General features: G+C 68.1%; 17 protein-coding genes. 11 read left to right on the top strand and 6 right to left on the bottom strand.

What is annotated here, in order from left to right; all coding sequences use genetic code 11:
* Positions 1–6: 6 nt before the first annotated feature.
* The 10 genes from DFR50_RS22675 (at position 7) to DFR50_RS22720 (ending at position 14,395) form a co-directional block, all read left to right on the top strand.
* Positions 7–1,314 carry a YeaH/YhbH family protein gene (locus DFR50_RS22675; RefSeq protein ID WP_113891548.1) on the top strand — a complete coding sequence of 436 codons (1,308 nt, stop codon included), beginning with the start codon at positions 7–9 and terminating at the stop codon, positions 1,312–1,314.
* Complete coding sequence (locus DFR50_RS22680) at positions 1,311–2,837, top strand: SpoVR family protein (RefSeq protein ID WP_113891549.1); 1,527 nt, start codon at positions 1,311–1,313, stop codon at positions 2,835–2,837. The genes DFR50_RS22675 and DFR50_RS22680 overlap by 4 nt, the downstream gene beginning before the upstream one ends.
* A gap of 150 nt (positions 2,838–2,987) precedes the next feature.
* The gene (locus DFR50_RS22685; protein ID WP_245428052.1) at positions 2,988–4,214 is read left to right on the top strand and encodes an FAD-dependent monooxygenase; all 1,227 of its coding nucleotides are present in this window, start codon (positions 2,988–2,990) and stop codon (positions 4,212–4,214) included.
* A 317-nt stretch (positions 4,215–4,531) separates the two neighbouring features.
* Complete coding sequence (locus DFR50_RS32635) at positions 4,532–5,806, top strand: YXWGXW repeat-containing protein (protein ID WP_210209009.1); 1,275 nt, start codon at positions 4,532–4,534, stop codon at positions 5,804–5,806.
* A gap of 90 nt (positions 5,807–5,896) precedes the next feature.
* Positions 5,897–7,480, top strand: coding sequence for a murein biosynthesis integral membrane protein MurJ (gene murJ / locus DFR50_RS22695; protein ID WP_113891550.1), 1,584 nt, complete (start codon positions 5,897–5,899; stop codon positions 7,478–7,480).
* 608 nt (positions 7,481–8,088) lie between these two features.
* Complete coding sequence (gene chvE, locus DFR50_RS22700; protein ID WP_113891551.1) at positions 8,089–9,153, top strand: multiple monosaccharide ABC transporter substrate-binding protein; 1,065 nt, start codon at positions 8,089–8,091, stop codon at positions 9,151–9,153.
* Positions 9,154–9,260: 107 nt separating this feature from the next.
* A complete protein-coding gene (mmsA, locus tag DFR50_RS22705) occupies positions 9,261–10,799 on the top strand; it encodes a multiple monosaccharide ABC transporter ATP-binding protein (RefSeq protein WP_113891552.1) in 1,539 nt (512 codons plus the stop codon).
* Between the two features lie 8 nt (positions 10,800–10,807).
* Positions 10,808–12,028 carry a multiple monosaccharide ABC transporter permease gene (gene mmsB / locus DFR50_RS22710; RefSeq protein ID WP_425376088.1) on the top strand — a complete coding sequence of 407 codons (1,221 nt, stop codon included), beginning with the start codon at positions 10,808–10,810 and terminating at the stop codon, positions 12,026–12,028.
* Positions 12,029–12,036: 8 nt separating this feature from the next.
* Positions 12,037–13,212 carry a galactokinase gene (gene galK, locus DFR50_RS22715; protein WP_113891554.1) on the top strand — a complete coding sequence of 392 codons (1,176 nt, stop codon included), beginning with the start codon at positions 12,037–12,039 and terminating at the stop codon, positions 13,210–13,212.
* Between the two features lie 166 nt (positions 13,213–13,378).
* A complete protein-coding gene (locus DFR50_RS22720) occupies positions 13,379–14,395 on the top strand; it encodes a UDP-glucose--hexose-1-phosphate uridylyltransferase (RefSeq protein WP_113891555.1) in 1,017 nt (338 codons plus the stop codon).
* A 94-nt stretch (positions 14,396–14,489) separates the two neighbouring features.
* Here the strand turns inward: DFR50_RS22720 and DFR50_RS22725 are convergent, their stop codons facing one another.
* Entirely contained in the window at positions 14,490–15,419 is a 930-nt protein-coding gene (locus DFR50_RS22725; RefSeq protein ID WP_113891556.1) for a GGDEF domain-containing protein, read from the bottom strand.
* Between the two features lie 147 nt (positions 15,420–15,566).
* On the opposite strand from DFR50_RS22725, the gene DFR50_RS22730 reads away from it, so the two are divergent.
* Positions 15,567–16,274, top strand: a complete 708-nt coding sequence (locus DFR50_RS22730; RefSeq protein WP_245428058.1) for an aminotransferase class V-fold PLP-dependent enzyme — start codon at positions 15,567–15,569, stop codon at positions 16,272–16,274.
* Between the two features lie 63 nt (positions 16,275–16,337).
* Here DFR50_RS22730 and DFR50_RS22735 read toward each other — a convergent pair whose 3' ends face one another.
* The 5 genes from DFR50_RS22735 to DFR50_RS22755 all read right to left on the bottom strand — a co-directional run bounded on the left by DFR50_RS22735 (position 16,338) and on the right by DFR50_RS22755 (position 26,471).
* Positions 16,338–17,933, bottom strand: a complete 1,596-nt coding sequence (locus DFR50_RS22735) for an MFS transporter (RefSeq protein ID WP_170153350.1) — start codon at positions 17,931–17,933, stop codon at positions 16,338–16,340.
* Positions 17,934–17,941: 8 nt separating this feature from the next.
* On the bottom strand, positions 17,942–19,099 hold the full coding sequence (locus DFR50_RS22740) for an HlyD family secretion protein (protein WP_113891558.1): 1,158 nt from the start codon (positions 19,097–19,099) through the stop codon (positions 17,942–17,944).
* Between the two features lie 91 nt (positions 19,100–19,190).
* A complete protein-coding gene (locus DFR50_RS22745; protein ID WP_113891559.1) occupies positions 19,191–19,748 on the bottom strand; it encodes a cytochrome P460 family protein in 558 nt (185 codons plus the stop codon).
* Between the two features lie 46 nt (positions 19,749–19,794).
* On the bottom strand, positions 19,795–20,811 hold the full coding sequence (locus DFR50_RS22750; protein WP_113891560.1) for an alcohol dehydrogenase catalytic domain-containing protein: 1,017 nt from the start codon (positions 20,809–20,811) through the stop codon (positions 19,795–19,797).
* Between the two features lie 296 nt (positions 20,812–21,107).
* Positions 21,108–26,471 (bottom strand): hypothetical protein, encoded by a 5,364-nt coding sequence (locus DFR50_RS22755; RefSeq protein WP_113891561.1) that lies wholly within the window; start codon positions 26,469–26,471, stop codon positions 21,108–21,110.
* Between the last annotated feature and the right edge of the window lie 109 nt (positions 26,472–26,580).

Here is a 26,580-nt window from a genome sequence, read left to right on the forward strand (position 1 = left end):
ACGGGCATGGCCCAATTCGTCGACCGCCGTCTCAATCCGCGCGACAAGAGCCTGGGCAACCGACAGCGCTTCCTTCGTCGCGTACGCTCCGAGGTCAAGCGCGCGGTCGACAAGGCGGTGGCGGAGCGGTCGATCGCCGACGTGGCCAAGGGCGGCTCGGTGTCGATCCCGTCCGACGGCATCGACGAGCCGCAGTTCCATCTCTCGCGCGAAAGCGGCGAGCGCGAGTTCGTCCTGCCGGGCAACAAGGAGTTCGTCGCCGGCGACACCATCGACAAGCCGAAAAAGGGCGGCGGAGGCGGCGGCGGGCGCGAGGCTGGCTCCGGCCGCGGCGAAGATCCGTTCTCCTTCGCCCTCACCGAAGCCGAGTTCCTCGACATTTTGTTCGAGGACCTCGAGCTGCCCGATCTGGTCAAGACCTCGCTGCGGGACGCCAAGGCGAAGGAATACCGCCGCGCTGGCTTTTCGAGCGACGGCACGACGCCGAATCTGGCGGTGTTGCGCACGATGCGCGTCAGCATGGGGCGGCGGCTCGCGCTGCGCCGCCCCACCGCCGGCGAAGTCCAGAAGCTCGAGGAGGAGCTCGAGGCGTTGCGCGCCCAGCCCGGCTCCGACGTCGCCGAGCGCCAGCGCATCGTCCATCTCGTGCGCGAGATCGAGCGGCTGAAGCGCCGGCAGCGCGCCATTCCGTTCATCGATCCGATCGACGTGCGCTACAGCCGGTTCTCGCCGGTCCTGGTTCCGCGCGCCAAAGCGGTGATGTTCTGCCTGATGGACGTCTCGGCCTCGATGGGCGAGCGCGAGAAGGAGCTGGCCAAGCGGTTCTTCATCCTCCTGCACCTGTTCCTGAAGCGGAAGTACGAGCGGGTCGACATCGTGTTCATCCGCCATACCGACGAAGCGGCGGAGGTCGACGAGCAGGAGTTCTTCTACGGCCGCGAGACCGGCGGCACGGTGGTCAGCACGGCGCTGAAGGAGATGCTGACGATCCGCGAGGCGCGCTATCCGGTCGCCGACTGGAACGTCTATTGCGCGCAGGCCTCCGACGGCGACAATTCGGGCAGCGATTCGCGCGAATGCGTGGCGCTGCTGATGCAGGCGATCCTGCCGCTGGCGCAGTACTACGCCTATATCGAGATCGCCGACGAGGACAGCCCGCGCGACTTCGGCGGCAAGGAGCTGTGGCGCGCCTACGCCGGCCTCAAGGAGGCCGCGCCGAACTTCGCCATGGCGCGGGTCGCCGGCCGCTCCGACATCTATCCCGTGTTCCGCAAGCTCTTCTCGAAGCCCGCCGCCAAGGGAGCAGCGCCATGACCGCGTCACTGGAAGCGACCCACGCCCTTCATCCCGGAGGCCGGCTGCTGTTCGACGGCGCCGAATGGGACTTTCAGACCGTCCGCCGCGTCTACGACGCGATCGAGACGATCGCCCGCGACGAGCTCGGCCTCGATCTCTTCCCCAACCAGATCGAGATCATCTCGGCCGAGCAGATGCTCGACGCGTATTCCTCGGTCGGCATGCCGCTGATGTACGCGCACTGGTCCTACGGCAAGCGCTTCGCCCGCGACGAGGCGTTGTACCGCAAGGGCTACACCGCGCTCGCCTACGAGATCGTGATCAACTCCAATCCGTGCATCAGCTATTGCATGGAGGAGAACACGATGGCCATGCAGACGCTGGTCATCGCCCACGCCGCCTTTGGCCACAATCATTTCTTCAAGTCGAATTACCTGTTCCAGCAGTGGACCGACCCGACCGGCATCCTCGACTACCTCGACTTCGCCAAGCGCTACGTCGCCTCCTGCGAGGAGCGCTACGGCGTCGAGGCGGTCGAGCGGACGATCGACGCCGCGCACGCCCTGATGGGCCAGGGCGTGTTCCGCTATCCGAGGGCGCGCAAGCTCAGTCTCGCCGAATACGAGCGGGTGCGGCGCGAGCGGCTCGAGCGCGAGGCGCACGAGTACCGCGACCTGTGGCGGACCGTTCCCGGCGCCAAGCCCGCCGAGGAGGCGCCCGGCGCCCTCGACGAGGACGCGCGCGAACGCAAGCGCAACCTCCGCCTGCCCGAGGAGAACCTGCTCTATTTCCTGGAGAAGAACAGCCCGAAGCTGCGCGTCTGGCAGCGCGAGCTGCTGCGCATCGTGCGCAACGTCGCGCAATATTTCTATCCCCAGCGCCAGACGAAGCTGATGAACGAAGGCTGCGCCACCTTCGTCCACTACACCATCGTCAACCGGCTGTACGACAAGGGGCTGATCTCGGAGGGCGCGCTGCTCGAAATTTTGATGAGCCACGCCAACGTCGTCGCCCAGTTCGACTACACGGACCCGCGCTTCTCGGGCTTCAACCCCTACGCGCTCGGCTTCGCCATGATGCAGGACATCCGGCGGATTTGCGAAACGCCGACCGACGAGGACCGCGCGTGGTTCCCCGACATCGCCGGGCGCAGCGACTGGCCGGCGGTGCTGCGCGACGTGTGGGCGAACTACCGCGACGAATCGTTCGTCCGCCAGTTCCTCTCGCCGCGCCTGATCCGCCAGTTCCGCATGTTCGCGCTCGCCGACAAGGCCAACGATTCCAAGGTGCGGGTGCAGGCGATCCACGACGCCGAGGGCTATCGCCGGGTGCGCTCGACGCTGGCCGACAGCTACGACGTGGCGGCCAACGAGCCCGACCTCCAGGTGGTGGACGGAGACCTGATCGGCGACCGCCCGCTGGTGCTGAGACTGACCCGGCGCAACGGCGTCGGTCTCGCCGACATCGGCAAGGACGCGACGCTGCGCCACATCCGCTGGCTGTGGGGCTACGAGGTGCGCGTCGAGGAGGCGGCGGGGTAGCGCGGACGCGACCAGAGACTCGGCCCCGGTCGGGTCGGGTCGGGTGAAACGCTCCGGCCATCGCCGCCCGCCACGGGCGTGGCTGCGACGCCGGCGTTGCGCCTCCCGCGCAAACGTCAGAAAAGGACCTCCCCTCGAGGAGTTCGCCCCGTGACCGAATCCCTGCCCGTTTTCGACCTCGTCATCGCCGGCGCGGCGGCGTCGGGGCTCGCCCTCGCCGCGGCGTTGAAGCAGGCGCTGGGCGAAGGGATCGCGGTGGCGGTGATCGATCCGGCGCCGCCGCGCGACGCGTCCCGGCCGCCGCTGCGCACCGTCGCGATCGCCGAGGGGCCGCGACGGCTTCTGGAGACCGTCGGCGCCTGGGACGCGATCGAGCCCAAGGCGCAGGCCATCGTCAAGATGACGATCATGGACGGCGGCGTGCACGACGCCGTCCGCCTGCCCCATCTCGGCTTCGAGGCAACCGAATCCGGCCCGCTCGCCCACATGGCGTTCAACGACGACGTGGTCGCGGCGCTCTCGGAGCTGTGCCGGGCGCTCGGCGTCGTGACCATAGCGGGCGCCGTCGCCGGTTTTCGGCCGGCCGCGCGCGTCGCCGACATCGGGCTCGCCGACGGGCGCTCCGTGCGCGCCCGCCTCGCCGTCGCCGCCGACGGCGCGCGCTCGAAGCTGAGGACGCTCGCCGAGATTCCGGCCTACGGCTGGGATTACGACCAGTCCGGCATCGTCGCGACGATCGCGCACGAATACGATCACGAGGGAGAGGCGCGGCAGCACTTCCTCCCCGCCGGCCCGTTCGCCATTCTGCCCCTGCCCGGCCGGCGATCGAGCATCGTCTGGAACGAACGGCGCGCCGACGCGCGCGCGCTTCTGGCCCTCGACCCCGACGACTTCCTGCGCCAACTCGCGCTGCGCTTCACCCCGACGCTGGGTGAGATTGCGCTCGCCTCGCGGGTCGAGGCGTTCCCGTTCCGCTTCCAGGTGGCGCGCCGGTTCGTTGGCGACCGGCTGGCGCTGGTGGGCGATGCGGCGCACGTTGTCCACCCGATCGCCGGCCAGGGGCTGAATCTGGGCCTGCGCGACGTCGCGGCGCTGGCCGAGACGGTCGTCGCGGCGATGCGGCTCGGCCTCGACCCGGGCGCGGCGGGCGGGCTCGAAGCCTACCAGAGGGCGCGCCGCTTCGACGCAGCCGCCAGCGGCATGGGCATGGACCTGATGAACCGCCTGTTTTCCAACGATATCGGTCCGCTGCGGTTCGTCCGCGACCTCGGCCTCAGGCTGGTCGACCGCGCGCCGTGGCTCAAGGAGCGGTTCATCATCGAGGCGGGCGGCGCGGGCGGCGAGGCGCCGCGGCTCCTGCGCGGCGTCGGGCTATGAGCGGCGGCGATCGCGCCCGCAGGCGCGCGACCCGGGCGCCCGGCTGGCTCGGGCCCTCGCGGCCGAAGCCCGCTGCCTGACGGGCGGCGCCGCTGTCTACCGCCGGCCACATTGGCGTCGCAAAGGAACGTCAAGCCGCTAACGGCGTTCAAGCGCCGTTCAGGCCGCGCGTGATCGTATAGCCGTCAGTCGGAAGCTCCAGAATCGCGATCGACGCCAAGGCTTCGCAGCGGGCGTCGGACGATGACCGTCCGCGTGGCGGACGGAGACTGGGCGATGTCGAACTTCGTCCTTGCAACGACGGAAAGGAAGACGCGATGCGTTTCTTGCAACCGGGGCTGGCGATTCTGCTGATGGGCGTCGCGACGCCGATCCTCGCCCTGCCCGCCTTCGCACAGACCTGCGCCTGTCCCACGACCGACGGTTTCGCGCCTGGGCCGGTGATCGAGGCCGAGGAGCCGCCGCCGCCCCTGCCCGTGTACGAGCAGCCGCCGCTGCCCGCGCCGGGCCATGTGTGGACGCCGGGCTACTGGGCCTGGAACAACTCCGACTATTATTGGGTGCCGGGCGTGTGGGCGCCGCCGCCGCGGCCGAACGTGCTGTGGACGCCGGGATACTGGGCGTTCGTCGGCGGCGTCTATCTGTTCCATCAGGGTTACTGGGGTCCGCACGTCGGCTTCTACGGCGGCGTGAATTACGGCTTCGGTTACAACGGCCTCGGCTACGAAGGCGGGCGGTGGGAAGCGAATCGCTTCGTCTACAACACGACCGTCAACAATTTCGGCGGCGTCCACGTCACCAACGTCTACACCCAGCCGGTCCCGGTCGCGCCCGGCGCGGGACGCGCCAGCTTCAACGGCGGTCCCGGAGGCATCGCGCTGAGACCCACCCCGGAGCAGGCGCGCCTGACCACCGAAGAGCACATCCGGCCGACGCCGGTTCAGCTCGCCCATGCGCGTGCGGCCAGCATGGATCCGATGCAGTTCCATTCGGCCAACCAGGGCAAGCCCGCGGTGGCGGCGACCGCGCGTCCAGGCGAGCTGAAGGGCCCGGGCGTCATGCCGGCGACGGCGGCGGGCTCCGCCGCGATCGCGCCCGGCGCGCCCGGCGAACCGCAGCGGCTCGCCCCGGGCGAGAAGCCGCCGGAGAGCGTCCCGGGCCTCGAACGCAAGACGCCGGCGGGAGCGACGCTCGCGCCCGGCGAACCGCAGCGCCTCGCCCCGGGCGAAAAGCCCGGCGCCCCGGCCCAGACGCCGCTCGGCGAAAAGCCGGTCAAGACCGAAACGCCGGCGCTTGCGAAGCCGGCGCCAGACAAGGCGCCCGGCGTCCCGGTCGAGCGCGAGGGCGGCGCAAAGCCGCCCGCGCCGAAGCCCGAAGCGAAGCCGGAGCCGCCGAAGCCCGCCGCGGCCGTCCCGGCGCCGGGCGGCGAGCGCCCGCGACCCGAGGCGGGGCCGGGCGGCGAGCGCCCGCGGCCCGAGGCGGGGCCGGGCGGGGCGCCGAAAGGCGAGCCCGCGGCCGCCGAACGCAAGCCGCCACGCCCGGAAGGCAAGGAGCGCGCCTGCGGCGGCCCCGGCGAGCCGCCCTGCCGATGAGCCGAGCGGCGGAGGGCCGAGGCCCTCCGCTTTCGGCCGCCGCGGCGGCCGCTTTGGCGTAACCGCAGAAACCGTCTAAAGCCCTGCGCCATGTCGCGCATGGTCCGCAATATCTTCTCCGTCGGCGGCTGGACGGTCGTCTCGCGCCTGACCGGCTTCGTCCGCGACATGGCGCTGGCGGCGCTGCTCGGCGGCGGCGCCCTCAACGACGCCTATGTCGCGGCGATCAAGCTGCCCAACCAGTTCCGCCAGATCTTCGGCGAGGGCTCGTTCAACGCCGCCTACCTGCCGACCTACACGCGGGTTCTGGAGACGAAGGGCCCCGAGCACGCCGGCCAGTTCGCCAGCCAGGTGTTCACCCTGCTGATCCTCTCGCAGGTCGTCCTGCTCGCCCTCGTCTATCTCGACATGCCGCTGCTGGTGGAGTTGACGTCCCCCGGCTTCGTGCGCGAGCCGCAAAAATTCGCGGCCGCGGTGGCGATGTCGCGGATCATGTTCCCCTACATCGCCTTCATCGCGGTGTTCGCGCTGCACCAGGGCACGCTCAACGCCAACAATTCCTGGAGCGTGCCGGCGGCCGCGCCCGCTGCGGCCAACCTGTGCATGATCGCCTTCCTCGCCTGGGCGGCGTGGTTTCCGAAGCTCTCGCCGGGCGTCGCGAGCATGGCGAGCTGGGGCTTTCTCGCCTCGGGGGCGACGCAACTCGCCATCGCCATGGCCGACGCGCGCCGGCGCGGGCTGCTCGAGCGCCTCATGCGGCCGCGCTGGACGCCCGAGGTGCGACAATTCTTCTGGATGCTCGGGCCGGCGATCGGCATCTCCGCGAGTTACCAGATCGGCGCGCTCGCCGATCAGATCGTCGGCTCGCTGTTGCCGACCGGCGGCCTGTCGGCGATCAGCTACGCCGATCGCCTCTATCAACTGCCGGGCGGCGTGATCGTGATCGCGACCGGCTCGGTCCTGCTCCGGGAAATGGCCGGGCTCGTCGCCCGCGGCGACGACGAGGCGGCGCTGCACGCCCAGAACCGCGCCGCCTCGCTGACCTTCGCGCTCGGCGCGCCCTTCGTCGTCGTCTTCCTGCTCATTCCGGACCTGATCATCGCCGCCGCCTTCGAGCACGGCGCCTTCAAGGCCAGCGCCACCCAGCAGGCGGCGGGGGTGCTGGCCGCCTATTCGCTCGGCATGCCGGCGCTGTTCGTCGACCGGATCGTGGCCGCGAGCTTTCTCTCACGCGGCGACACGGCGACGCCGATGAAGGCGACGCTCGCCGGGGTCGCGCTCAATGTCGCGCTGAAGGTCCTGCTCTACCGGCCGCTCGGCGCCCCCGGCCTCGCGCTCGGCACCGCGGCCGGCCTGTGGCTGAAGGTCGGCAGCGTCTATGCGCTGGCGCGCCGGCGCGGCTGGGCGGAGCCCGACGACCGGTTCATCGGCGCCGTCGCCGCCACCCTGTTCGCCTCGGGCGCCCTCGCGCTGGCGCTGACGCTCGCCGACGCGTATCTGGCGGACGCCCTGGCGCACACCGCTTTTTCGCGCGAGATCCGGCTGGCCGCGCTCGCGGGCCTCGGCGTCTCGGTCTATTTTCCGGCGCTGGCGCTCGGGCTCGGGCTCTCGGGGGCGGCGCCGACCGGCGCGCTCGCGCGGGTTCTGCGCGCCGTGCGGCCGGGCGATTCATGACCGCCGAGCCTGCCCCGCAGCGGCATGCCCGTGAAAACGGGCGTCCCGAACCCTACGGCGGAGGCTCGAGCAATCGGGCGCGGCGGCGAAGCCCTCCGGCGCCATTACGCACCCGGAGGACTCGATCTCGAGCGCCTTCCCGCGAAGAGGGCATTTTTTTTCGCGACCCGCCGCCAGCAGCGTCCAGCGGCGCCGTGCGACAACTTGGCTTGGCGCCCGCCCACCTTACCGCCGGCAGACGATTGACCCGGCGGCCGTAGCAATAGTATTACAATATGAGTTATACGGCGCCGGCCGGAGCGGAAAGCGCGTGTCCTTCCCTGCGGCGCAGGCGCTTGCATGTTAGAGTGTTGAGCGATAGAGGGCGATCGAGCGCCATGGCAGGGCGAGCGGGAGGATAACCAGGCAGGGCGAAGAGCGGCGCCGCGCCTTTCGTGCGGGCGATCGCTGAAGTCGCTTCCCCATTTTCCACACATTGTGGCAGTCCCGGCGGCGCTCGGCGCGGTCAAGGACTGCTGAGGAATCCGCGCGCCGGCCTCGCCGGCGAGAGGTAGCCCGCCGAAGCCGGCGAGCGCAATTGAGGCCACGAGTTGGCCGAGGAGGAAGGCATGAAATTGATGACAATCGCGGCGGCGGTCGCGTTTGGCGTATTCGCCGCCGCGAGTCCCGCGCTGGCCGACGACAAGCCGACGATCGGCATCTCGATGCCGACCAAGTCTTCCGCGCGCTGGATCGCGGACGGCGACAACATGGCCAAGGTGCTACAGGCCAAGGGCTACAATACCGATCTGCAATACGCCGACAACGACATTCCGACCCAGCTCAACCAGATCGAAAACATGATCACCAAGAAGGAGAAAGTCCTGGTGATCGCGGCGATCGACGGCACGACCCTGTCGAACGCGCTGGAGAAGGCCTCCGAACAGGGGATCAAGGTGATCTCCTACGACCGCCTGATCGTCGGCTCGCCGCACGTCGACTATTACGCCACCTTCAACAACTTCCAGGTCGGGGTCGAGCAGGCCAAGACCCTGGTTCACGGCCTCGGCCTCGACCAGGGCAAGAAGGGCCCGTTCAACATCGAGCTGTTCGGCGGCTCGGCCGACGACAACAACGCCTTCTTCTTCTACGACGGCGCGATGTCGGTGCTTCAGCCCCTGATCGACAAGGGCGAGCTCGTCGTCGTGTCGGGACAGAAGGGCATGGACAAGGTCGCGACGCTGCGCTGGGACGCGGCCACCGCCCAGTCCCGCATGGAGAACCTGCTCTCGGCCTACTACACCAAGAAGAAGGTCGACGCTGTGCTGTCGCCCTATGACGGCATCAGCATCGGCATCATCTCCGCGCTGAAGGGCGTCGGCTACGGCTCCAAGGATCTGCCGATGCCGATCATCTCCGGCCAGGACGCGGAAATCCCGTCGGTCAAGTCGATCATCGGACACGAGCAATATTCGACGATCTTCAAGGACACCCGCGACCTCGCCAAGGTCGCCGCCGGCATGGTTGACGCCGTCGTCAAGGGCGGCAAGCCCGAGATCAACGACACCACGACCTACAACAACAAGGTCAAGGTGGTGCCGTCGTTCCTGTTGAAGCCGGTGCCGGTCGACGCGACCAACTGGAAGCAGACCCTGGTCGACAGCGGCTATTACAAGCTCGACCAGCTGCAGTAAGCAGCACGCGAAAAAGCCTCCGCGCTTCGGCGCGGAGGCCCGTTTTCAGCCTTTTCCGGCGGCCCGCGATGCGGCAGACTGCCGACTGGGAAACGTCAGGGAAGCCTATGCCCGCCATCCTCGAAATGAAGGGAATCACCAAGAGATTCCCTGGGGTCGTCGCCCTGCGCGACGTCAATCTCGCAGTCGAGGAGGGCGAGATTCACGCGATCTGCGGCGAGAACGGCGCCGGCAAATCGACGCTGATGAAGGTGCTGAGCGGCGTCTACCCCTACGGCTCCTACGAGGGCGAGATCTGGTACAAGGGCGAGCCGCGCCGCTTCCACCGCATCGCCGACAGCGAGCACCTCGGCATCATCATCATCCACCAGGAGCTCGCGCTCGCGCCCCAGCTTTCGATCGCCGAAAACATGTTCCTCGGCAACGAGCCGGCCCGCAACGGCGTGATCGACTGGAACGAATCGTTCCGCCGCAGCCGCGAGCTGATGAAGACGGTGGGCCTGAAAGAATCGCCCAACACGCTGATCACCAACATCGGCGTCGGCAAGCAGCAGCTGGTCGAGATCGCCAAGGCGCTGTCGAAGAAGGTCAAGCTCCTGATCCTCGACGAGCCGACGGCGAGCCTGAATGAAGCCGACAGCGCGGCGCTGCTCAACCTGCTGCTCGAGTTCAAGAAGCAGGGCATGACCTCGATCATGATCTCGCACAAGCTGAACGAACTGGCTCGCGTCGCGGACTCGATCACCGTGATCCGCGACGGATCGACCGTCGAGACCATCGACTGCCGCGCCGGCCAGGTCAGCGAGAGCCGGATCATCCGCAGCATGGTCGGGCGGGAGATGACGGAGCGCTATCCGCCGCGCGCCTCGACCATCGGCGAGGAGCTGTTTTCCATTCGCGACTGGCGCGTCGAGCATCCGCAGCACGCGGGCCGCGCGGTGGTGAAGGACGTCAGCCTGCACGTCCGCCGCGGCGAGGTTGTCGGCATCGCGGGCCTCATGGGCGCGGGACGCACCGAACTGGCGATGAGCGTGTTCGGCCGGGCCTACGGGCGCAACATCACCGGCGCGGCGACGCTCGAGGGCAAGGCGGTCAAGCTCGACACCATCGACGACGCGATCGACGCCGGCCTCGCCTACGTCACCGAGGACCGCAAGACCCTCGGCCTGATCCTCAACGAAGACATCAAGCACAACATCACGCTCGCCAGGCTCGAGGGCGTGGCCGACGGCGGCGTGATCAACGAAGCGCGCGAGGAGCAGGTCGCCACCCGCTTCCGCACCGCGCTGCGCATCCGCTCGTCCAGCATCCATCAGCGCACGCTCGATCTCAGCGGCGGCAACCAGCAGAAGGTCGTGCTGAGCAAGTGGCTGTTCACCGAGCCCAAGGTTCTCATGCTCGACGAGCCGACGCGCGGCATCGACGTCGGCGCGAAATTCGAAATCTACACGCTCATCAACGACCTCGCGGCCCAGGGCAAGGGCGTGATCGTGATCTCGTCGGAGATGCCCGAGCTGCTCGGGATCTGCGACCGCATCTACGTGATGAACGAGGGCCGATTCGTCGACGAAATGCCGGCCAAGGAAGCCAGTCAGGAGAAAATCATGGCGTCGATCATGCGCCAGTACGCGGGGGCCTTCCAATGAGCACGCAGATCCAGGCGGACGCCGCCGCCCTCAAGGCGGAAGTCCGGGGCCAACTCTGGAAGGACAATCTTCGCGACTACGGGCTGCTCGGCTCGCTCTTGCTGATCGTCCTGTTCTTCTACCTGATCACGGCCGACCACGCCTCGGTGTCGCCGGTCAACATCACCAACCTGATCATGCAGAACTCCTACGTCGTGATCATGGCGCTGGGCATGCTGCTGATCATCGTGGGCGGCAATATCGACCTCTCGGTCGGATCGATCGTCGGCTTCGTCGGCGCCGTCGGCGGATCGCTGATCGTCTACGCGAAGTTTCCCTACCCGCTGGTGATCGTCATCTGCCTGGCGGTGGGGGCCCTGATCGGCGCGGCGCAAGGCGTTCTCGTCGCCTACGCCAAGATGCCGTCCTTCATCGTCACGCTCGGCGGCATGCTGATCTTCCGCGGCCTGACCGGCAACATGCTGCTTGGCCAGTTCGTCGGGCCCTTCCCGAAGGGCTTCCAGAGCATCGCCTCCGGCTTCCTGCCCGACGTCACCGATTTCGGATCGATCGCCGACTCGCTGCCCGAATGGGCGAACATCCACTGGGTGTCGCTGCTGCTCGGCGCGCTCGTCGCGCTGTGGATGTTCGTCGGCGGCATCCGGCGCTGGCGCCGGGCCAAGCTCGACGGGATGGAGGTCGAGCCGCTCGCCCTGCTGATCGGCAAGAACCTCGTGTTCGCCGTGATCATCGTCGGCATCGCCTGGAACCTCGCGCTCTACAAGGGCCTTCCGATCATCCTGGTGATCATGGGCGCGCTGATCGCGCTCTACCAGTTCATCACCACCCGGACCGTGGTCGGGCGGCGCATCTACGCGCTCGGCGGCAACGTGCTCGCGGCGCGCCTCTCCGGCGTCAAGACCGAGCGGCTGATCTTCTTCACCTTCGCCAACATGGGCCTGCTGGCCGGGCTCGCCGGCCTCGTCGTCGCCGCGCGCCTCAATTCGGCGACGCCTTCCGCCGGCTCCGGGTTCGAACTCGACGTCATCGCCGCCTGCTTCATCGGCGGCACGTCGGCCTCGGGCGGCGCCGGCAAGGTGATGAACGTGGTCATCGGCGCCTTGTTCATGGGCGTCATGAACAACGGCATGTCGCTGGTCGGCCTCGGCATCTTCTGGCAGCAGGTGGTCAAGGGTCTCGTCCTGCTGGCCGCGGTGTTCGTCGACGTCTACCAGAAGCGCAAGGGCTGACGGGAGACATGGCCGGTCTCGGGGCTCAGGCGCGCGACGTCGCGCAGGACTTTCTGCTGCGCTTCGGGCGCTCGGCCAGAGTGAGCCGCGCCCCCGGGCGCGTCAACCTGATCGGCGAACACACCGACTACAACGACGGCTTCGTCATGCCGGCGGCGCTGGATTTCTCGACCCTGGTCGCCGCCGCGCCGCGTCAGGACCGCACGATCCGCGTCTATTCCCTGTTCATGGACGAAACGCGCGCGTTCGACCTCGACGCGCCCGCCCCGAGCGGGCGGCACGACTGGTCGGATTACGTGTTCGGCGTCGCGGCGATGCTGGAGACGAGCGGCTTGCGCCTCGCCGGCGCCGACCTCGTGGTGGGAAGCGACGTGCCGCTCGGCGCGGGCCTCAGTTCCTCGGCGGCGCTGGAAGTCGCCGTCGCGCACGCGCTCCTCGCGGCGTCGGGGCTGCCGTTCGAGCCGGTCGCGGCGGCGAGGGTGGCGCAGCGGGCGGAGAACGACTTCGTCGGCATGCGCTGCGGCATCATGGACCAGTACATCGCCGCCTGCGGCGTCGCCGGAAACGCGCTGCTGATCGACTGCCGCTCGCTCGACGCGCGCCCCGTGCCGATCGCGCCGACCCTCAGGCTGGTCATCGCCAACTCCCACGTCCGCCACCAGCACGCCGGCGGCGACTACAACGACCGGCGCGCCGCCTGCGAGGAAGGGGTGCGGCTGCTGAGACCCCTGCTCGGGCCGATCGCGGCGCTGCGCGACGTGACCCCGGCCGACCTCGAGCGCCATCGCCGGGCGCTGCCCGACCTCGTCTTCCGCCGCTGCCGCCACATCGTCACCGAGAACGCCCGCGTGCTGGAAGCCGAGCGGGCGCTGAAGGCCGGCGACTTCGAGGCCTGCGGCGCGGCGATGAACGCCTCGCAACGCTCGATGCGCGACGACTTCGCCATCACCTGCCCGGAGATCGATTTCCTCGCCGATTTCGCGCAGGGGCTCGCCGGCGTGCACGGCTCGCGCATGACCGGCGGCGGCTTCGGCGGCTGCACGGTGAGTCTCGTCGAGGCGGACGCGGTCGAATCCGTCGGCCGGGCGCTCGTCGACGCCTATCGGCTCGCCTTCGGCCTTCACGCGGAGGTGTTCGTCTGCGCGCCGTCCGACGGCGCGGGCTTCGTGGACCTGCACGAATGACGGCGGAGCTGGACCCCCCTCGCCCTGGCCGCCTGCGGCTGCCTGTCCCTCTCCCTAGGCAATGCGGCTCCCCTTCCCCAGCTTTGCTGGGGAAGGGCGTTTCCCGCCGCCGCGCGCAACGCCACGAGGAGAGAGGCTCCGAAGCGCCGGATGAGGGTTTTCCAGCATGACGCTCGACCTCTCCGAAACGTCGCATCGCCGCTTCAATCCGCTGACGGGCGAATGGGTGCTGATCTCGCCGCATCGCATGAAGCGCCCGTGGCAGGGCAAGCGCGAATCCACGCCCGCGACCGGGCTTCCGGCCCACGATCCCGATTGCTACCTCTGCGCCGGCAACTTGCGCGCCAACGGCGCAAAAAATCCCGATTACCGGCACACGTTCGTGTTCGACAACGATTTCGCCGCGCTGAGCGCCGACGCGCCCGGCGAGCGGGTCGAGGACGGCCTGATCCGCGCCGAGGGGGAGTCCGGCGTCTGCCGCGTGCTGTGCTTCTCGCCCCGCCACGACCTGACGCTGGCGATGATGGAGATTTCGGACATCGAGCGGGTGGTCGACGCCTGGGTCGAGGAGACGATCAATCTCGGCGGGCGTCCGGACATCGGCGCGGTGCAGATCTTCGAGAATCGCGGCGAGATCATGGGCTGCTCGAACCCGCATCCGCACGGCCAGATCTGGGCGACCAAGAATCTGCCGAACGAGATGGAGAAGGAAACCCATCGCCAGGCGCAGTATCTGCTGGACCACGGCCGGCCGCTGCTCCTCGACTACCTCGCGCAGGAACTGCGCCTGGGCGAGCGGATCGTGTCCGAGAACGCGCATTTCGTCACGCTCGCGCCGTTCTGGGCGATCTGGCCGTTCGAGACGATGATTCTGCCGCGCCGCCGCATCGGCGGCTTCGACGAGTTTTCGCCCGAGGAAAAGACCGCGCTCGCGGCGGCGCTGTCGGACCTCACCCGCCGCTACGACCGGCTGTTCGACGTCTCGTTCCCCTATTCGATGGGCTTTCACCAGAAGCCGACCGACGGCGCCGTCCACGCCGAATGGCAGATGCACGCGCATTTTTATCCGCCGCTGCTGCGCTCGGCGACGGTGAAGAAGTTCATGGTCGGCTTCGAGATGCTCGGCTCCCCCCAGCGCGACCTGACGCCCGAGCAGGCCGCGGCGCGGCTGCGGGAGGTGTAGACAGGCCCTCGCGAGGCTTCGCGCCCGGCTTACGTCGAGGAACGCGACCTCATACGCCGCAGTGTCGCCTGCGAGTCCGCGCATTCCGATGACGTCACCCTCGCGAAGGCAACGCAAACTGCCTTTGCGCGTCTGCGTACGTGCGGGCGGCAAAGCCGCCGTCCGGAAAATCGGCGCTCGTTTTGCCTGACGCCCAGAACACCCGGGACTCGCTGCCGTCCTGCCGGGCGAGTCGAAGGCATTCCTCCACGCGGCCCAGCATCGTCCCAAAATTGTCGCCGGGATGGAGACGGCAGAGGCCGGCATGAAAGCTCAACGTCCAAGGCTCGCCCAGCACCGCCTGGACCTGTTCGCCGAACTCGCTGTCGAAGCGACGTTGCACACGGACCAGGAAACCCAGGGCTTCATCCTCCCCGCCGCGGATCAGGAAGATGAACTCGTCTCCGCCGGAGTACTTGCGATAAATCCGGCGCCAGAGGTCGTCGGGCGCAACGGCCCCGGCGAACGGCCTCTTGTAAGCCTCCTCGTCTCGACGCATCGAATTGTAGATGCCTTGAGCGATAGATTTGATGACGAGGTCGCCTCTTCGATAGCCAAACCGAGTATTGATCTTGCCAAATCCATCAAGATCAAGCATGATAACCTGATATTGGTCCTTTTCTGTGATCCTGCTTGCAATTTTTCGTACGTCTTCTGAAAGCTTGGACTGATTCGGAATCCCGGTCACAACATCGACAAGAGTGTCATCTCTATATCTCTTCAGCTCCTTCTCCAATGCATCGACCTGCAACGACAGGACGTGCTTGTCATTGGCGCCGCGCTGCAACCTGGTCGCAAAATGGAACCATACCAGCAACAACGCGATTACAACCGTTCCTGATATGCCTGCTATGGTCGACCCCGCGATATCGATATGATAAACACCTTTCAATAGCAAATTCAATTCTGACGTATAGATCGCAACTACGATTGCAATCGCCGCCAGCGCCGTTGATATTATAGTTATCAATCTATCGATAGACATCGTAGTCAAGATAACTTCTGGTCAATACCGTTTGCGCACGTCATATCCCTCGGCGCTACCCAAAAAGCAACGCTGGAGTTCGTTGGTCGAAATACCTCCGAGACGCTAGCGAATCCGAATATTCCGATCAAGCCACCCCAATCGAGCATCCGCAAATCGACGCTCGCCGGACTCGCCCGCCCCTGGTTCGGCGGCGGCACGGTCAATTTCGTCACCGTTCGCGGCCGCCGGCATTGTCTCGCCCCGCGCGAGGCCGGCTTCGAGGACGGCGCCCTCAATTTCCTGAGCATCCCCGCGGTCGAGAGCGGCCTCAGGCGCCTCGACGCGATCGGCATGGACACGATCCGGACCCGGGTCGCCTGCCTGACCGACTGGCTGATCGCCCGCCTGCTCGAGCTGCGCCACGACAACGGGCGCGCGCTGGTGCGAATCTACGGGCCGGCCAACGGCGCCATGCGCGGCGGGACGGTGACCATGAATGTCTACGATTCCCTCGGCCATCTCCTCGACTATCGCCGGATCGACGAACTCGCGGGCCTCGAGGGGATTTCGCTCCGGACCGGCTGCTTCTGCAATCCGGGGGCGGGCGAGTGGGCGGAAGACCTGACGGAGGGCGACATGCTCGACAGCCTGTCGCAAGGCGCCGACATGACGCTGCCGCGCTTTCTGCAAGTCATGCAGCATCGCGGAAAAAGCGCCGGCGCGATCCGGGTCTCGCTCGGCCTGGTCAGCAACCTCGCCGACGTCGAGCGCTTCGTCGCCTTCGCCGGCGCCTTCCGCGACCAGACCGCGCTGACGATCGGCGAGGTGACGTTCGACATCGATTCGTGCCGGGTGATCCGCGACGGGGGCTGAGCGAAACCCGAGCGGCCGAGGCGCCGCGCGCGGCAAAAGGCGCCATCGCCAGCCGAAGCGTCCTCACGCGCCGGGCGCCGGCGCCTCCGGCGGGTCTTTCAGCGCCAGCATCATGAGCAGCCCCACGACGACGGCGATCGCCAAAACCAGGAATCCGTCGACATAGGCGAGCACATAGGACTGCCTGCGGGCGGCGGCGGCGAGGAGCGCCGCGGCGCGCGCCGCCTCCTGCGGTCCGCCGAGCGAGCGGCTCGTGACGGCGTGGGCGTAGCCCTGAAGCCGGAGAATCGTCGGCGGCGCCCCCGACACGATGTGCTGGCCGACGAAACTGGAATGGATCTGCTCGCGCACGCGGACAAAGGTCTGAACGAAGGCGGAGCCGATCTCGGCGCCGAACAGGCGGCCGGTCTGCAAGAGCGCGCCGAAGGTCAGGATTTCGGCCGGCTGCAGATGCCTCAGGGCGAGCCAGACGACCGAGGTCAGCGCAAAGGTCTGGCCCGCCGCCTGGAGAAGTTGCGACGGCATGAACTGGTCCGACGCCCAGTCGCCGGTGAGCTGGCCGGCCATGGCGCAGGCGATCCCGATCAACGCGAAGCCGAGCGCCAGCGGCACGCGCGGATCGACGAAGCGGAGGATCGTCGCAATGATCGGCGCGAGCAGGAATTGCGGCATGGCGATCCAGATGAGCGCCCCGCCGACCTCGAGCGCCCGGTATCCCTGAACCGTGATCAGGTATTGCGGGATCAGGTAGGAGGTCGACAGAATCACCATCCGGAAGAAGCTGATCGTGAGGGCGATCAGCGGAAGATTGCCGCTCGCGGCGAAGCGCAGGTTGATCCAGGGTTTTTCGTGGGTCAGCTCGTGAGCCAGAAAGGCTGCGATCAGCAGCGCGCCGGCGAGCATGAGACCCACGATCAGCCCGGAATTGAACCAGTCGAGGCGATTGCCCTGGTCGAGCGCGGCGTAGAGGACACTGAGGCCGGCGCTCGCAAACAGCATCCCGGCCCAGTCGGCGTTGCGGAACAGCCCGCGATTGAAGGCCTGGCGCGGCACGCCGAACCAGACGCAAGACCACATCACCGGCGCCAGCAGGGCCGAGTCCCAAAAAATCCATCGCCACGACCAGTTGGTGTCGAAATAGCCCTCGATCGACGCCGAGACGTTCAGCGACAGCTCCAAATTCATCGCGTAGGCCGCAACCCCGTAAATCCGCAAGCGGGGCGGAAGATTGAGCATGACGACGCCGATCGTCAGCGGGATGAACGTTCCGGACGACAGCCCGCTGACCGTCTGCAAGGCCAGGACGGAGCGGAGGTCCGGCGAAAACGGAAGCAAGAAATTCGACACGGCGAACAGGGCGCAGGAGACCAGAAGCACCCTGCGCACGCCGAACGCCATTCCGAGCCACGACGACATGAGCGCGATCATCATCTGCCCGACGGTGAAGGCCGTCGTGATCCAGGCCCCCTCGTCGAAGCCGGCGTGGACGGCGCCTTCGACGTCGGCGAGGCCGAACGAGGTCAGCCGCGCGGCGAGCGTCGCGATCACCGAGCCCAGCAGCACGGCCGCGACCGCGAGCAGCGGACGGCCGGTTTCGCTCGCCGGCGTATGCGCTTTGTGGACCGATTCGTGGCAGAGCGAGCCCGCGACGCTGGACAAGGGATTGCCTAACGCGCCGCCGCGCGGCCGTCGGCGGCGCGCGATCCCGTGTCGATGGTGGCGATGACCGACATGCCGGGACGCAGCAGGTCGTCGAGCGCGGGGTCGCGATCGAGCACGATCTTCACCGGAATCCGTTGCACGATCTTGGTGAAGTTGCCCGTCGCATTGTCGGGCGGCAGCAGAGAGAACACGGCGCCCGACGCCGGCGACCAGCTGTCGACGCGGCCCGGCAGCGTCACGCCCGGCAAGGCGTCGACCGTGACCGTCGCCGACTGTCCCGCCCGGACATGGGTCATCTGCGTTTCCTTGTAGTTGGCGATCACCCAGACGTCGGGCAGCGGCACCAGCGACAGAACCTCGGTTCCGACGCTGAGGTACTGGCCGGCCTGGACGAGACGCTGGCCGACCATGCCGTCTGCCGGCGCCGCGATCCGGGTGTAGCCGAGATTGATCCGGGCGAGGTCGCGCGCCGCGGTCTGCGCCGCGAGCGTCGCCTTCGCCTGCCGCTCCTGGCTGTCGAACACGTTGAGCTGCTGGCGCTGCTGGTCGAGCTGGGCGCGGTTGAGCGCCAGCGTCGCCTCGCTGTGCGCGGCGTTGTCGACGGCCTGCTCGGTCGCCTGGGGCGTGCCGGCGAGCCTCGTTTCCAGCAGCGCCTGTTGACGCTTCGCCTCCAGCCGATAGCGGATCACGTCCGCCTCCGCAGCCTTGATCGTCGCCTCCGCCTGTTCGATCAGCGCGCGTTGCAGGACTTTCTGCTGTGCGATGGTGTCGAGCGTGGCGTTGGCGCTGGCGACGTTGGCCTCGGCTTGCGCGACTTCCGCGCGATAGTCGTCGTCGACCAGTTCGACCAGAAGGTCGCCGGCTTTGACGGCCTGGAAGTCCTTGACCAGCATCCGCCGCACATAGCCGGGAACCTTCGCCGCGAGCGGCGTCGTGTCGGCCGCGAGATAGGCGTCGTCGGTCGCCTGCAGTGCGGCGGCGCTGACCCAATCGTCCCACGTGCGGGCGACGACGATCGCCACCGCGCCGGCGAGAACCACGATGGACAGCCGCAGGCCGGCGCCCAACCACCGGCGACCGGGCCGGTCCGTGGCGGCGGTCGGCGGATCGCTGGTGGTCCGCGCAACCTGCGTTGCATCCCGGGTGACGGACTGGTCGTTCATGGACTTTCCGCCAGGCCTCCGTGGCTTGCCCTCAGGTCCCCGCGTGACGTCGCCTCGTGCCTATCCCTGCGCGCGGCGCCGGGAAGCGCCCTCACCGCTTGCCGTACTCCGTGAAGACGTAGTCGCGGTCCTGCACGATCGTATGGCAGGCGAACCCGCACTTCGCGTCGTGCGCCTGCGGCGGACTGTCGGTCTCGTTGGCGGGCCTGAAGCCGCCCGCCGCCGCGTCGACCTCGAACGCGGCCCATCCCCATCCGCCGCTGTCGGCGAATCGCTTCGAGTCCTTCACCATGAAATCGACGTCGTGCTGGGCGCCGGGGACCGTCGGCTCTCCCGGGTAGGCTTCCTGTGTCTTCGGCGTCCAATGGATCTTCGCCATCCGGGCGCCGTCCGGGAACGGCTTGCCGTCGCCGGGCGCGCCGCGCCGGTACGCGTCGATCATCGCGGGATTGCCCACGATCGCCGCGATCTTGCCGTTGTTCTGGCTGATCGCGATCAGGGTCCAGTCCTCGTATCCCCGGAACTCGGCGAAGCCGAGGCCGTTCTCCACCTTCACGGCGTCCTTGTCCTGGGCGGGGATGGCCCACGCGCCCAGGACGGAGAGGACGCTCGCCGCGACCACGACCGCCGACAACCGAATGTTCGACATGCGCCGCCTCCGCTTTTCGATGGATCCGGGTCGAAAGGCTCGCGCGTCAGTCCATCCTGAGCACGACCCTGAAGCGCGCCTCGCCGCTCATCATACGCTCGTAGGCCTCCTGCGCCCTGGCGAGCGGATAGACCTCGTTCATCGAAGCGACCTTGTTCATCCGGCTGAAGAGCAGCGTGTCCTCGGAATCGCGCGCGACGCCGGAGTACCAGCCGCGGATCGCGGCCGATTTGCCGATCAGGCCGACCGCGTCGACCGTCAGCGGACCAACCACGCCGATCACCATCATGACCCCGTTGGGGCCGAGGCCGCCGGCGATCGCCTGCATCGCCGGGCCGCTGGTGACGGTGGCGAGGATCGCCTTCGCGCCGCCCATGCCGGTCAACGCCTCGGCCGGGTCCTGCGCCGCGCTGTCGATGTAGTCGCTCGCCCCGAGTTCGCGCGCCAACGCCTCCTTGTCGCGGCCACGGTTGACCGCCACCGCGCGAAAGCCCTGCCGAGCGGCGAACTGAATCCCGAGGTGTCCGAGTCCGCCGACCCCCAGGACCGCGACGAGGTCGCCGGGGCCCGCGCCGCTGTGGCGGAGCGCATTGAAGGTAGTGACCCCGGCGCACAGCAACGGCGCCGATTCGACCGAATCGAGGTCGTCCGGCACGTGCGCGACCGCTGACGCGAGCGCCACCATGTGGGTGGCGTAGCCGCCGTCGCGGGTGATTCCGGTCACCTCGTGCACGGTCTCGCAGGCGAAGGCGCTGTCGCGCCGGCAGCGCCGGCAATATCCGCAGGCGCCGCCGAACCAGCCGACCCCGGCCCGGTCGCCGACGGCGAAGCCCTGAACCCCCGCGCCGAGGGCGTCGACCACGCCGATCGCCTCATGGCCGGGCACGCGCGGATAGCGGATGCCGGGCCACAAGCCCTCGACCGTCATCGCGTCGCTGTGGCAGACGCCGCAGGCTTCGACGCGGAGACGAATCTCCCCCGCGCCCGGCTCCGGAAGGTCGCGCTCGACCGCCGCGAGCCTCCCCTTCGCCTCGTGAACGACCATCGCACGCATTGTCGGCATGGGTGAGGCTCCAGGATTTCATGGGGCCCCCAGCCGGCAAAATGTGAGTCGAAATTGCGTCGACTCTATGATCGCCGCGCCCGCGCGGGGCAGGACGCGCGGAGCGTGTCTCGGCGGAACGTCAAGCGACGGGAGCGTCTCCGCCCCCACTTGGGCGCCGCTTGCGCGCGCCCGGGTGAGGGAGGAAGCGCACCGGTCGACTGTCGCGCCGGTCAGGCGCGTTGTTTGCCGCCGTAGGCCAACGGCCGCGTCTGCACCGCCGCCCGCAAATCTGCCCGGCTCACCCGGCCAGCGGATCAGGCGATGACATTCGCAGCCGACAGCCCCGACGACACGCCGGCCAGCGTGATCGCCATCAGGCTCGAACTGCTGGTCGAGAGCGCGCTGGTCGTGTCGTTGACGTAGACCGTCGCGGCGCCGCCCGAATAGAGCCAGGCGATCGAGTCCGCCGCGACCTTCTTCGTGCTGTTCTTGAGGCTTCCCTGGATGGCCAGACCCGAATTGATCGACGAGACGTTCAGAAGATCGTTGATCGACCCGCCGGCCGCGAAGCCGGTGATCGTGTCGCGGCCCGCGGTCGTGTTCGGCGACGCGCCGGTCGTCGACCAGGTGAAGGTGTCGGCGGCGGTGTGTCCGGTCACCGTCATCGTGTCGCCCTTGCCGTTGACCGCGATCGTGTTCCCGCCTTTCGCCGCGGTGATCTTGTCCACGCCGCTGCCCGTCTTGATCGACCCGGCCCCCGTCTCGGTGACGGTGAGCGCGCCCGAGTCGCCGCTCGCATCGAGGGCGCCCGCGAGGCCGGTCACGGCGACCGCGCCGGATCCCGACAGCGTCAGCGTGCCGCCGGAAGCGAGCGCCGCCGCGTTGACGGAGAGCGTCCCGGTCATGCTGTCGGCGACGCTCGTCGCCCCCGACCCGGTGACCACCGTCTTGACGCCGGCCTTGGAGGCGTTGGTTCCGAGGGTCACGCTGCTGGCGCCCGTCAGGCCGAGGGTCTGGATCGCCTGGACGTGGGCGAAGTCCGCGTCGCTCAGCACGGCCGCGGCGGACAGTTGCAGCGTGTCGGTCCCGCCGTCGCCGTTGATCAGCGCCGCCGCCGACAGCGCCGCTTCCGAGGCGAAGGTGAAGACGTCGTTCCCGGTCGTCCCCTCGGTGACGGCGGCCGAGGCGGCGCTGGTCGAAGCGCCGGACTTCGCCGTCGCCGTGTAGACGCGGATCGCGCCATTGGTCTCGGCGGTGGTGAAGGTCCACGCGCCGGAGGACGCGGCGGTCGCCGTTCCGAGCGCCGTCGCCCCGTCGGAGACCGTGACTGTCGCGCCCGCGGTCGCCGTGCCGCCGAGGACCCAGTGGCCGGTCGCGCCGGAGCCGGAATAGCTCTCCGACGTGATCGCCGGCGCCGCCATGCTCGTCGCCACCGTGTAGACGACCGCGTTCGAGGCGCCGGTGTTGCCCGCCGCATCCGTGTCCTTGGCGACGATGCTGTTCGAGCCTGCGCCCAAGGTGACCGTGGTCGACCACGCCCCGCCGCTCAGGCTCGCCGTCCCGACCTGCGTCCCGTTGTCGAACAAGGTCACCGTCGAGCCGGCCGCGGCCTCGGTCGTCGTCACCGTGCCGGCGATGGTCTGCGTCGTCTGGCTGGTCGTCCCGCCCGCCGTGGCGATCGCGACCGTCGGCGCAACGGTGTCCAGCGTCATCGCCACTGCCCCGCTCGCGCCGGTATCGCCGGCGGCGTCCGTGTCCGAGGCGATGACGCTGTTCGCCCCCTCGGACAGGGTCACCGTGGTCGACCACGCCCCGTTGCTCACCGCCGCCGTCCCGACCGTCTTGCCATTGTCGGTGATCGTCACGGTCGAGCCGACCGCGGCGCCGCCTGCCGTCACCGTGCCCGCGATCGTCTGCGTCGCATGGTTGGTCGTCGCGCCGGCCGTCGTGATCGCCACCACGGGGGCGCCGAAAACGAAGGTCGCGCCGGCGACGGCGGTCGCAGCTTCGGTGATCGTGACGGTGTGGAGGACGGGAACGCCCTGCGGCGAGGCCGAGGAGATCGCCTCCGCGCCGTCATTGAAGGTCAGCGTCAGGTCGTCGCCGTTCAGCGTCGCGGTCGGCGCGAGCGCGCCGGCGCCCTCGGTCCCGGTGATCGACGCCTGCACCGAGACGACGTTCGCGCCTGCGCCCGGCGTCTTGAGGTGAATGTCGAGCGCGCCGTCGCCGGTGAACGAGACCGTCAGGTTCGAGCCGTTGCCGCTCACCGACATGAGGTCGGCGCGCATCGGCAGCGAATCGACGTGGGTGACGTCGTCCTGGGTCGCGCCGAGCGTGACGGTGAAGGTCTCCGCGGCGCCCTTGTTCGCCGTGTCGTTGGCCAGGAACACGCTGTCGGCGTCGTAGGCGTACCAGCCGCCCGCGTTCTTGATGACCTGGCCGGCCGCGCCGTTGACGACGTTCAGCGCCATTGCGCCGAGATCCTCGTCCTGTCCGGACACGCCCGGCGTGACCGACGCGGTGACGACGGAGCCGCTGGTCGATTCGGAGAGCGTGGCGGCCTGCTCGGCGGCGACCCGCTGCGCGAGATCCTCCGAGGTGACGAATTCATAATCCGCATTGTACGCGTACTGGATGAAATCCGCGTACATGGCTTCGGAATAGCCGGGCGCGGCCGTTCCGGCGCCGCCCGTCGGAAAGTCGGTGATGCCGTAGTCGTGCCACGGCCAGACGATGATCGGCGTCGCGGAATTGGCGGACAGCTGATTGAACAGCGACTCCCAGTCGGCCAGCGCCGCCGCGCCGGTCTTGCCGTCGTATTGGACTTCCGTGAAATCGAAGGTGATGTTGGGCGCGATGTAGACCGAACTCGTTTCCGACGGGGTGATGTAGCCGATCGCATTCGGCGAGCCCGAGTCGACGCCGGTCCAGCCGCCGTTGACGTAGCCGGTGACGCCGGACGTGGTCGGAAAATACGACAGGATCTGCTCCGAGTCGGGCAGGTCGTCGTTTTCGCCGGGGACGGCCGCGCCGGCGATCGTGATGCCGATGTTCGACTGCTCGATCGCCTTCGATTGTCCGAACTCGTAGGCGTAGGTGAACGTGCCGGTCGTTCCGGTCCCGAGATAATTCGTGTCCTCCGTCGGAATGCCGAAGTCGAGCGTGGCGCCGGCCGGGATGGCGGCGAGGACGCCGCCGCCGCCGCTGACGAGGGTCAGCGTGTAGGAGCCATTCGCGTTGGCGGTCACCGCCGAGACGAGCGTGTTCGTCCCGATGGCGCCCGGGTCGGATGGGTCGGTGACGATCATGTCGAGTGTCGAGCCATTGTACTCGGGCAGGGCGCTGACCGTGATCTGGGTCGAACCCGCCGCCGTCGCCGCAGTCGTGGTCGCCGGGACCGTCGTGGTCGGCGGGTCGATCAGATGGGTGTAGGAGTGATCGCCGATCTCGTTGCCCATCTCGAGGATCTGGTCGTAATAGGGCGTCGAGACCGACCAGTTGGTCCCGCTGGCTTCGGACGGGTCGGCGTCGTTTCCGATGTTGATGTAGTAACTGCCGACGAAGTCGTATTGCTGCTTCAGCGACTGCAGGATCGGGATCAGTTCGGTGTAGATCCCCGTCCCGCTCGCGGGAGAGACGTCCGACGGAAACTGCGACTGATCCATGTCGGTGCGTGAATTCACGACGCCTTTGAACCGCGTGATGTCCATCGTGAGGCTCGGCGTCGCGCCGAACACGGCGTTCTGGATGACGTGCTGCAGCAAATTGCTGTCGCCGAACAGGCCCGTGGTGGCGAAATCCGTGGAGCCGGTCGACGACTGCACCACGCCCGGCAGGGTGGCGCCGCCAGAAATCTTGATGTCGGCGATCGTCGTCGCCGGCGCCGTATAGCCTGAATACGTCGCGTAATCGCTGTTCGTGTAATAGCCCTGGGTCGTGCCCGCGAACATGCCGCTCGCGCCGCCGATCAATTCGCCGGACGTGAACCCGGAGAGGATCGGATTGTTGTTCGCCAGCGCCGTCGGATCGGGTTGCACCGAATAGGTCGCCGCGCCGTCGCTGGAGGGCTGCAGGTTGAGCAGGGTCTCCATCGACGCGTAGGGATTGCCCGACAACGCATTGCCGTTCTGATCATTCGTCATGAAGTCGCCGGACGTGATGATCGGAATCTTGTCGGTCGTGACCACCTGTTGCAGCGCAGCGTCGATCGCCGCGACCTGGCTCGACTGCACGTCCTGAAAATCCGGGAAGATCAGCGCGCTGTATTGCGACAGCATGGCGGCGTTGGTGAGGTCGGCCTCGGTCAGGAGGTCGTAGGAGACGCCGGCGGCGTCGGCCTGCTCCTGCGCCGTCATGAACAGGTCGGCATAGGCGGTCTCGCCGGTCACGCCGCCGCCGTAATAGAGCGCGGCCGTCGTCGCCGAATACACGATGCCGACCTTCTTGACGGGCAGGCTCGCCGAGGTCCCGGTCCCGGTCCCGGTCCCGGTCCCCGTCCCCGTCCCCGTCCCGGTCCCCGTCCCCGTCGCCGCCGGCGCGGCGATTGCGTATTCAGCATTGTTGTTGAAATCGCCCGGCAGGCCCTCTGAATTGTTGATTAGGGCGGCGAAGTCGATCGCCGTCGGCTTTGCGCCGCCGGTCGGGGTGAGCAGCGACTGCGGGATCGCGACCTCGACGCTCTCGCCGTTAGCGGAAAAGCCATAGGCGAGCGGCTGGCCGCCGTTGAGCGCCGTCGTCACGCCCGCGGACGTCACCGAATACAGGAAGGGCTCGAGCTGGCTGTTCGAACCGTAGGCGAACACCACCTCGTATTCGGCGCCGATCTTGCCGGGCGCGAACGATGGGCTGTAGCCGGTCGCCGTGTTCTGGTCGGTATTGAGATAGATGATCGTGCCCGCCGCGATCACCGGATCGGTCGAGCTGGTGGCGTCGATGCCGATCACATAGGTGGGGCCGAGCGTCGCGTCGTCGAGGCCGGCCCCGTAGACCTGATAGCCCGTGACGGTGTTCGACGAGGTCATGATCATGTCGCTGGACGGGAAATCCGTGAACGTTCCGTTGAGCGTGATCTGGTTTCCGATCGTGGTCGCGGTCCCGGTCCCGGTTTCCGTCGTCGTCGCCGGCGCTGCGATTGCGTATTCGGGATCGTAGTTGAAATCGCCCGGCAGGCCGTCCGCGTTGTTGATCAGGGCGGCGAAGTCGATCGCGGTCGGCGCCGCGCCGCCGGACGGGGTGAGCAGCGACTGCGGGATCGCGACCTCGACGCTCTCGCCGTTGCTGGAAAAGCCGTAGGCGAGCGGCAGGCCGCCGTTGAGCTCCGTCGTCACGCCCGCCGACGTCACCGAATATAGGAAGGGCTCGAGCACGCCGTTAGAGGTGGAGAACACGATTTCGTATTCGGCGCCGATCTTGCCGGGCGAAAACGACGGGCTGTAGCCGGTCGCCGTGTTCTGGTCGGTGTTGAGATAGATGATCGTCCCCGCGGCGATCACCGGATCCGTCGAACTGGTCGCGTCGACGCCGATTACGTAGGTCTGGCCGAGCGTCGCGTCGTTCAGGGCTTCGCCGTAGATCTGGTAGCCCGCGACCGTACTGGACGCGGTCATGATCATGGCGTTGGCCGGCCAATCGCCGAACGCGCCGTCGAGCGTGATCTGGTTTCCGATCGTGGTCGCCATCCTGGACTCCCCCTTGATGGTTCGAGCCGGCCCAAAGCGACGACTGGCGCGCGAGCGCGCGTGGCGCCCGGAGACCCGAAGCAAGCCGTTGGGTGCTCTGCGAACTGAA

Source organism: Roseiarcus fermentans, assembly GCF_003315135.1.
Lineage (GTDB): Bacteria > Pseudomonadota > Alphaproteobacteria > Rhizobiales > Beijerinckiaceae > Roseiarcus > Roseiarcus fermentans.